Below are 9257 nucleotides of genomic sequence, written 5' to 3' on the forward strand. Positions count from 1 at the left end.
AAGCGAAATTTCCTCTCCTGCAGTTCCATATTTCTCTCCACTTCCATCCCAATTTTCATTGATTGAATATAAATCTTCTGTTGAAATTATATTTCTTTCAGAATGACTGATTATGGTTAAAATAACTGCAGTATTTTCAAGAAGCTTTCTTGAAAATCTTAGATTATGTAAGTTTTCTCCATTCATATTCCATTCAGAACGAGGTGTTATTAGTTTTCCAATATTCACATATGTGATTAGTTTATTCAGCTGCTTTTCTGTAGCGAAATCCACATCATAAATCTTTTTGAACTTATCCGTCAAAGTCCGCAACTTTTTGTCTTTAATCATTTCTTCAGGACTAATTTCATAAAGCTTGCCCAAAATATTCTTAAGGAAAATTTTTCTGTTTTTCTCTCTCGAAGCAGATTTATTAGCATACATCATATCATCTGCTTTTTTTATAATTTCACAAAAATCAGTCTCATCCGCTATACTTTCTTTTATAGCATATCCCATAGCTATAGAAGGTTTGACTCCATCATATTTTTCAGTATCCAGCTTTTTATTAATTCTTTCTAGAAGAGCTGCAGCTGTTTTAGCATCAGTATTTGTAAAGAGAATTGCGAACTCATCACCGCCAATTCTAGCTACCGTATCATTACTTCTGCAGCAACTGGTCAAAACAGAAGAAACCTTTATTATCAGTTCATCTCCTTTTGCATGCCCAAAGACATCATTAGTGAGTTTAAGTCCGTTTATGTCAGCCATGAGATAACATATCGGATAACTCTCCGGAATAGCGAGCAGCTTACTCATTACCTCATTAAAATAAGCCCTGTTAGCAACATTAGTTATCTCATCATATCTCGATTTATAAAGAATTTCCTTTTCACGCAACTTCCTTATGCTTATATCTCTGGCAGACATGTATATATATTCATTACTTGGAGTTTTTATATAAATCATAAAAGCTTCTATAAATACATTTGCTGCATCCCTTGTAATTATCTGCATTTCTGCCTTAATAGTTTCACCTTTTTTGACCCTGTCAAAAAGTTCTTCTATATCTATCTCCCTCTTAATCTCATAAGGCTTTAACTCCATTACATAAGAGATAAAATTAGTCCCTATCAGTTCTTCTTCCCTGCGGTAACCTAACATCTCCATTCCTGCTTTATTTACATTAGCTATCTTATTATCCTTTATAAGAAAAATAGCCTCACTTGAGTGGTAGAACATTGTACGAAAATGCACTTCATTCTCTTTAAGTACCTCAAGCCTCTCACTCAATTCTTCACTCATTTTGTTAAATCTATTGTGACATCTATAAAGTTTGAAAACAAACCTGTTGCTATTTTTTGTTGCCTCTATAATCTTGTAGACAGCTGTTGAAAAAACAGGATATGCAATAATCAATACTACAGTAGGAATTAACGGACGTTTCAGTGCATTCCCCTGCATCATAAAAATACCTATGTCACTTATAACTCCTGTAAGAAATGACATTAGCATAAAATCCTTTGCTGTTATTCCTCTGCCCTTATTTTTTGCATAAGATAAAAAGAACATCTCAATAATATAAATTACCATTATGCCTATAACTGGAACAACTGCATTACCTGTATCTTTTACTGTCCTTATCATTGCTGCTGCTAAAGCTGTAATTGTAGCAGCTATTGGACCATATATTACAGAGAGGTTAAGTATAACCTCTCTTGCATCATATATAATTTCGCCATCAGCAGCATTTCTCATTGTTGTGGTACTGCCCAAATATATAAATATTGCAAATAATATTCCCTGCATTACCTGAGTCAGTATACTTGAAGAGAGATCTATCTCTCTGAGATTTTTGCTAAAATCTTTTCTAAACTTTAGGTCACATAATTTCTTAAATCTATTATTAAAACTGAGATACTCCTCAATAACTATCGAAACAAGCAATAGGACTAAGATAACACAGACCTTTGATATAAGTCTAACAAACTGTTCCATATAATTTCTCCAAAATTAAGGTCTTGCACAGGCAGTTTACAAAGTTTCCACTTTAATCAAATTAGTACTTCCCGAAACCCCATTTGCAATTCCGCCTGTAATAACCAACTTGTCACCTTTACTAAGCTTAAGTGTATCTTTTGCAACTTGTTTAGCTGAATAAAAAAGTACATCTGTTGACTCAAATCTCTCACACATCTTAGGAATTACACCCCAAGAAAGTGCAAGCTTACGCCATGTCTTCTCATCGGTACTAAGACCTATAATATCAACAGGTCCTCTAAATCTGGATACGAGACGGGCTGTCATTCCTGATATTGTACAAGCCACAATTGCCTTAGCATTGATATCTATTGCCATTCCACAAGTTGCATGGGAAATAGCATCCGGCTCATTTTTAATATAAAAATCACTGGTATAAAACCTTTTTTTATAATTTATATTACCTTCTGTTGTTTCTGCAATCTTAGCCATTGTCGCCACTGCCTGAACAGGATAATGTCCTGCTGCTGTCTCTCCTGAAAGCATAATTGCAGAAGTTCCATCATATACTGCATTAGCAACATCAGAGGCCTCAGCTCTTGTAGGACGAGGATTATTTATCATGGACTCAAGCATTTCAGTTGCAGTAATAACTCTCTTTCCAAGCATTCTGCACTTGGTAATAAGATCCTTTTGGATAGCCGGCAGCCTTTCAAACGGTATCTCCACTCCCATATCTCCCCTTGCAACCATAATACCACTGCAAAGTTCGCTTATTTCCTCTATATTATCATAGCCTGATTGATTCTCAATTTTTGCAATAAGACTTATGTCGCTGCCACCATTTGCATCTAAGAACTCATGTACATCAGCAAGATCCTGCTTCACTGAGACAAAGGAGCAGGCAATAAAATCTATATCATTTTCTATTGCAAAAAGCAAATCTTCCTTATCTTTATCTGATAAATATTTCTGATGTATATGCTTACCCGGAAATGCCATGCTCTTTCTATCTGAAAGCTCTCCACCTATTACTACTTCACACTCTATCTCATCAGCTGTTGTATTAACTACCTTAAGGTCAATCAGTCCATTATTTACAAGAATAGTATCTCCCTTATTCAGCTCTTTAGCAAGGTCTTTATAGCTTACAGAAACTCTTGTACTGTCTCCTACTATCTCTTCTGTAGTAAATGTGAACTTCTCGCCTTCTTTAAGTTCTGCCTTATGATTTTCAAAAACTCCAATCCTATATTCCGGTCCCTTAGTATCTAACATTATTGCTATAGGCAGATCCAGTTCATTACGCACTTTCTTAATGGTTTCTACTCTCTTTTTATGATCCTCATGCGTACCATGGGAAAAATTCAGTCTCGCAACATTCATGCCTGCCTTACAAAGTTTTCTTATCATTTCTTCGCTCTCGCTGGCAGGTCCAATAGTACAAATAATCTTCGTCTTACGCATATATTTCCTCTCTTTCTTATCAGACAACAATATGAAGTACCGAAACTGCAATAGTAAAATATACTGTCAAAGATACTGCATCTACAATAGTAGTAATAAGCGGACTTGCCATAACGGCAGGATCAAAACCTATCCTTTCAGCTACTAAAGGAAGCACACAGCCAATAAATTTGGCAAAAACTACAACCACTACAAGAGTAGAGCAAATTACAAGAGCTACCGGAAGTTCCAACCTGTCTACAACCAAAAGTTTTATGAAATTAGCTCCAGACAGTGTTATTCCACAAAGAACAGCAACTCGTATCTCCTTCCATATAACCCTAAATATTTCCTTAAACTCTATCTCACCTATCGAAAGTCCACGGATTACGGATACACTTGCCTGAGATCCTGCATTTCCACCGGTATCCATCAACATAGGAATATAAGCTGTAAGTATTACATAGGAAGCAAGCGCTTCTTCATAGCTTGTTATAATTGCTCCTGTAAATGTAGCCGATATCATAAGAAGCAGAAGCCATGGCATTCTCTTTTTATATGTCTCAAGAGTAGTCATTTTAAAATATGGCTTATCTGAAGGAATCATCGCTGCCATCTTCTCAATATCCTCTGTAGCCTCTTCCTGCAAAATATCCACTACATCGTCTACCGTAATAATTCCCACCATACGGTTTTCATTATCTACAACAGGCATTGCCGTAAAACCATATTTCTGAATAGTAAGTGCCGCCTCTTCCTGATCCATCTGTGTGTTGATACTGATTACCTTCGTATTCATTATATCTCCAATCAACTCATCAGGTTCTCTGATAAGAAGATACCTAAGAGCCACTGTTCCTTTAAGAATACGCTGATTGTCAACTACATAACAAATATTTACGGTCTCAGAGTCAAGTCCTCTACGCTTTATTCTGACAATTGCTTCCTCGACAGTCATCTGCTCCCTAAGGTCTACAAATTCGACTGTCATTATGCTTCCTGCACTGTCTTCCGGATAACGCAAGAGATGATTTATGTCAGCTCTTGTTTCAGGACTTGCTTTTGAGAGAATTTTCTTAACTACATTAGCCGGCATTTCCTCAAGCAAGTCAGTAGCATCATCCGCCATCAGATTTTCAATTATATGTGAGGCTTCTGTATCCGACATCGAAGATATGATATACTGCTGGTCATCCAGTTCAAGGTTTGCAAATACATCTGCCGCCATGTCTTTAGGCAGAATCCTAAACATCTTTAAGGAGTCTTCATCCTCCATCTCGTCCATGATAAAGGCCAAGTCTACTACATTCATGTCCTCCATCTTTTTTCTGAGAGCCTTATAGTCCTTATTTAGAAGTAACTTTTCCAGTTCTTCCCTATAGTTTTCTTCTAAAATATCATCCATACCGGCCTCCTTGTAAATCAGATTATTATCCCTTCAAGATGGTCACATTCATGCTCTATAATTTCTGCTATATATCCACTATAAAGCTTAATATGTTTTTTAAAATCTTCATCAAAATACTCAACGGTTATATTTCTATGCCTTATAGCCTTCCTCTCTCCTTCAAGGCACATACAGCCCTCTTCTGTCTCATAGGCTCCACTCTTTTTGAGTATCTTAGGATTAAGCATAACAACCATCTGATTGCTATTTTCAGGCTGAATTGCTATAACCGCCTTATTAACTCCTATCATATTGGCTGACATGCCTACACATTCATCAGAATAAGCTTTTAATGTATCCTTAAGATCCTGTATAATTTCCAAGTCATCCTTAGTTACAGGCTCTGATTTAAGCCTTAAGAAAAATTGATCTTTAACTAATTCTCTTACCATAAGAACACCAATCCTTTATTTTTATAATTTAAACTTTGAAACTGCATTACTTACTTTTTTCCATCATCTCAGCTGAATCATCAGACTTTTGTTTAATAATTTCAATTACTTCAATAATATCCTTTGCAAATGCATAAGACAGGTTAGACTATCTCCTTAACAGCCTTAACGACATTTTCTACTGTAAATCCAAATTCCTTAAACAATGTCTCTGCAGGTGCAGAAGCACCGAACCTGTTAAGGCATACTGTCTTACCGTCAAGTCCCACATATTTGCCCCATCCGAACTCAGAAAGTGCCTCTACAGCTACCCTTGCCCTGACTGTCTTTGGAAGCACCTTTTCTTTGTATTCATCAGGCTGTCTATCAAATATGTCCATACAAGGCATGGACACAACCCTAACATCAATGTTTTCCCCTGCAAGAATCTCCTTAGCTTCAATAGCGAGGCTTACCTCTGAACCGCTTGCAATAAGAATTGCATCCGGAGTCTCCTTAGAAGAATCAGCCACTACATAGCCTCCCTTAAGTGCCTCTTTAGAAGAGCCTTTAAGCTGTGGAAGATTCTGTCTCGTAAGTACAAGGGCTGTAGGTGTTTCCTTAGATGTAACCGCACTATACCAGGCTGCAATAGTTTCTGTGGCATCAGCCGGACGGAATACATTGAAATTAGGCATTGCCCTAAATTCAGCCAACTGTTCTATCGGCTCATGCGTAGGACCGTCTTCGCCTACACCTATTGAGTCATGTGTAAATATGAAGGTAAGAGGTAACTCCATAAGTGAAGCCAGCCTAGCCATTGGCTTTACATAATCACTGAAAACAAAGAAGGTAGAGACATAGGCCCTAAGCCCTGAAAGCACCAGTCCGTTTCCAATAGCTGTCATTGCAAGCTCTCTTACACCAAAATGTACATTTCTTCCGGCATAATTTTCCACAGAATAATCTCCCGCTCCATTTATATAACTCTTATTGGACGGTGCAAGATCCGCAGAACCTCCGAAAACAGAAGGAATCTTTGATGTCAGTTTATTTAATACCTTGCCTGAAAGATTTCTTGTGGCATCCGCCTTATCATCACAGTTCCAAAAATCTTCATCATCAATCAGCTTGGAAGCTACGCTCTCATCCTTAAATTCATCCCAAAGTTTTTTCATCTCAGGGAATTTCACACAGTATTCCTCAAAAAGCCTGTTCCACTCTTCTTCTTTCTTAGCAAGCCCTTCCGCCTTTTCCTGATAATGGGCATACACCTCTTCAGGGATAAAGAAAGGTTCTTCGCTTGGCCAATCAAAGTTTTTCTTCATTGTTATTATATTATCAGCTCCAAGCGGTGCTCCATGTGAATCTGCCGAACCTTCTTTTGGAGAACCGAAACCGATTTTAGTATTTATTTTAATAAACGAAGGCTGTTCTTTGTTAGCCTTTGCCTCTTCTATAGCCCTTCCTATTTTAGCTGTGTCATTGCCATCCTTAACTTCGAGTACCTGAAAGCCCATAGATTTAAATCTTGCAGGTACATCCTCAGTAAAAGCAATGTCCGTATCACCTTCTATAGATATTTTATTCGAATCATACAGCACAATTAACTTGCTTAGTTTAAGTGTGCCTGCAAGTGAGAATGCTTCATAATTGATGCCTTCCATCATACAGCCGTCTCCGCCCAGCACATAGGTATAATGGTCAACTACATTGTAACCCTCTTTATTAAACTTAGCCGCAAGATGAGTCTCTGCCATAGCCATCCCCACTGCCATAGCCATTCCTGCTCCAAGCGGTCCTGTAGATGCTTCAACACCTGCGGTAACCCCATACTCAGGATGTCCCGGAGTCTTGGAATTCCACTGACGGAAGTTCTTCATATCATCAAGAGTCAGACCATATCCAAAAAAATGAAGCAGAGAATACAAAAGAGTTGAGCCATGTCCACCTGAAAGAATGAACCTGTCTCTATTTTCCCAGTTGGGATTCTTAGGATTGTGATTCATATGATTTGCCCAAAGTTCATATCCTATAGCCGCCGCTCCAAGCGGAAGTCCCGGATGTCCTGAGTTTGCTTTTTGTACTGCATCTGCCGACAATACCCTTATTGCATTTACTGACATTCTTTCAATATTTCTATTCATTTTTGCCCCCTAAAGCATTATTATAAAATGATGTGGGTGTCAAAAGATAATAAATTCTCTTACAAGCAAGCCCCAATCGAATTTTTATACTTTTGACACTTGTATCATAAAATCTATCTGTTAATTATTAAATCCTCTGCATAAGGAAGAGTCTTAATCCAGTCGCAAAATTCGTGCCATTCAGCCAGTTTGTGAGCCTTTCTTGCATAATAAATATTAGATGCCGTCTCATAATTTAAAGTACAGGTTCTAAGCTGATTATAGCTTGACGGCAACATCTGTATAAGATCATACCAATAAGCTTTGTCTTTAGTTGATACAAACTTTTCTCTCACCTCTTCCATATAACTGACAAAATTAAGAAAGTGCTTCTTTGTCTCCTCACTCATATGGTCAGTTGAAAAATCATCTTCTTCAAAAGCTTTGCTATGTATTTTATGCATGGTACTTGTAGAGTTGGCAACCGTAGCTACTTTATAGGTATCATACTCTTTCCACCAATAGAGCGGTGCTGTAATATCAACCGAAATAATAATCTGTCTGATAAACTTTCTATGATCAGGTCCTGCCTTAGCAAGTCTTCTTGCAAGACTTAAATCATTCTCACCCAGCACAAAACTATTATTTTCATCATAATAGCTATCCATTCTATCCCACGAATTCATAGGATTTCTTGCTCCACGGATTGCATTTTCAAAATTGAAAACACAGGTTCTCTCTACTTTTATCATACTCCTCCCATCACTTTCACAATTAACATACACACTTAGTTTACCACATTTTCTGCCCATATATCAATAGTTAAACAGACTCTCATCAAAAAACCTTGCTATAACCTGTTTTTTGCCTTATAATAGGAGACAATATTAAAAAAAATCCTATAGGAGATGCATGAAATGAAAAAAAATAAAATCATTCCATTTTCACTATTATTCACGGCACTTAGTTTTTTAGAGCTGTTCTGCATATTAAAATATTCAGATATTTTTTATTTTCCATTAGCTGTCGGAGTAACTCTGCTAGGCTCTGCTTACCTTTTGTTAACAGAAATTCAGTCTTCTATCCATAATTTTATAAAAGAGAGAGACAGGGCAAAGGAAACCGATGCCTTTGATCCTATCTCTACAGAAAAAGAAGAAGCTGCAAAACTTGCTAAAGCTACCTATGTACTTGAAAAAAGAATATTAAATCTTTTGGAAGAACGCATCCTTATGCCGGAAGAAAATATGGAAAACTTAAGTTCTTTACAAGGTGAAATAGTAAAGGCAATCAAAGCCTCTATAAAATATGACATGGATAACACCAAACAGATTGCTGAGGCTTTTTCAAACAATCCTGCATCCACGGATAATTCAATGTCACCTTCTGATCTTGGTCAGATTCTTACCAAATTTGATGCTCTTGCACTTGAACTTAAAAGCAGCCAACTCACTATGGATGCTGTTAAGGAGCAGTTACAGACTCTTACCGACATCGCAAGACAAGTTGCAAACAACAGACAGCCTGTATCCTTTGTCGAACCTTCTGCTAAACCTGAATCAGTTGTAGAAAATCCTGTCATTCAAGATAACAACATAAATGAGCCTCATACAGAAGAACTTTTATCTGAAACCGAAATGATAATCGAAGAGCCTGTAGCTGAAGTTGCCAACCAAGATGATATGCCTGAGTATATAGATACTTTAACTGAAGCAAACGAAAATATAAATAATGTGGCAGTTCCTGAAGAGATGCCTGAATTTGTAGATACTCTTTCAGCTTTGGATGCTGAATCTGCTACTGAACCGGCTCTTGCTGAGCCTGAGCCTGCTAATGAACCCGTTGCGGCTCCCGTAGCGGATGACCCTAACAAAAAGATGAGCCCTGATGACATCGCTGCTCTCTTTG

At 37.4% G+C, this 9257-nt stretch carries 7 protein-coding genes; 1 reads left to right on the plus strand and 6 read right to left on the minus strand.

The genetic code is table 11. The features are described from left to right. The 6 genes from ACTTKP_RS09665 to ACTTKP_RS09690 form a co-directional block, all read right to left on the minus strand. The coding region (locus ACTTKP_RS09665) for a diguanylate cyclase domain-containing protein (protein ID WP_442553696.1) at positions 1-1977 on the minus strand (1977 nt) is incomplete at its 3' end. A 36-nt stretch (positions 1978-2013) separates the two neighbouring features. Continuing rightward, on the minus strand, positions 2014-3426 hold the full coding sequence (gene pyk / locus ACTTKP_RS09670; RefSeq protein ID WP_442553697.1) for a pyruvate kinase: 1413 nt from the start codon (positions 3424-3426) through the stop codon (positions 2014-2016). 19 nt (positions 3427-3445) lie between these two features. Next, positions 3446-4810, minus strand: a complete 1365-nt coding sequence (mgtE, locus tag ACTTKP_RS09675) for a magnesium transporter (protein ID WP_442553698.1) — start codon at positions 4808-4810, stop codon at positions 3446-3448. Positions 4811-4827: 17 nt separating this feature from the next. Continuing rightward, the gene (locus tag ACTTKP_RS09680) at positions 4828-5244 is read right to left on the minus strand and encodes a peptide deformylase (protein WP_442553699.1); all 417 of its coding nucleotides are present in this window, start codon (positions 5242-5244) and stop codon (positions 4828-4830) included. Positions 5245-5387: 143 nt separating this feature from the next. After that, a complete protein-coding gene (tkt, locus tag ACTTKP_RS09685) occupies positions 5388-7370 on the minus strand; it encodes a transketolase (RefSeq protein ID WP_442553700.1) in 1983 nt (660 codons plus the stop codon). 113 nt (positions 7371-7483) lie between these two features. Beyond that, positions 7484-8101 (minus strand): hypothetical protein, encoded by a 618-nt coding sequence (locus ACTTKP_RS09690; protein ID WP_442553701.1) that lies wholly within the window; start codon positions 8099-8101, stop codon positions 7484-7486. Between the two features lie 165 nt (positions 8102-8266). Here ACTTKP_RS09690 and ACTTKP_RS09695 point away from each other — a divergent pair. After that, positions 8267-9257, plus strand: a 991-nt coding sequence (locus ACTTKP_RS09695) for a hypothetical protein (protein ID WP_442553702.1), incomplete at its 3' end; no start/stop codon positions are given.

Origin of the sequence: Catonella sp. (assembly GCF_052169795.1) — a bacterium.
In the GTDB taxonomy this organism is placed as follows: domain Bacteria; phylum Bacillota; class Clostridia; order Lachnospirales; family Lachnospiraceae; genus Catonella.

What these genes read in the sequence shown, in the direction of transcription:
- tkt (WP_442553700.1), bottom strand. Translation starts at nt 7,370, where the DNA reads ATGAATAGAAATATTGAAAGAATGTCAGTAAATGCAATAAGGGTATTG.
- mgtE (WP_442553698.1), bottom strand. Translation starts at nt 4,810, where the DNA reads ATGGATGATATTTTAGAAGAAAACTATAGGGAAGAACTGGAAAAGTTA.
- ACTTKP_RS09690 (WP_442553701.1), bottom strand. Translation starts at nt 8,101, where the DNA reads ATGATAAAAGTAGAGAGAACCTGTGTTTTCAATTTTGAAAATGCAATC.
- ACTTKP_RS09680 (WP_442553699.1), bottom strand. Translation starts at nt 5,244, where the DNA reads ATGGTAAGAGAATTAGTTAAAGATCAATTTTTCTTAAGGCTTAAATCA.
- pyk (WP_442553697.1), bottom strand. Translation starts at nt 3,426, where the DNA reads ATGCGTAAGACGAAGATTATTTGTACTATTGGACCTGCCAGCGAGAGC.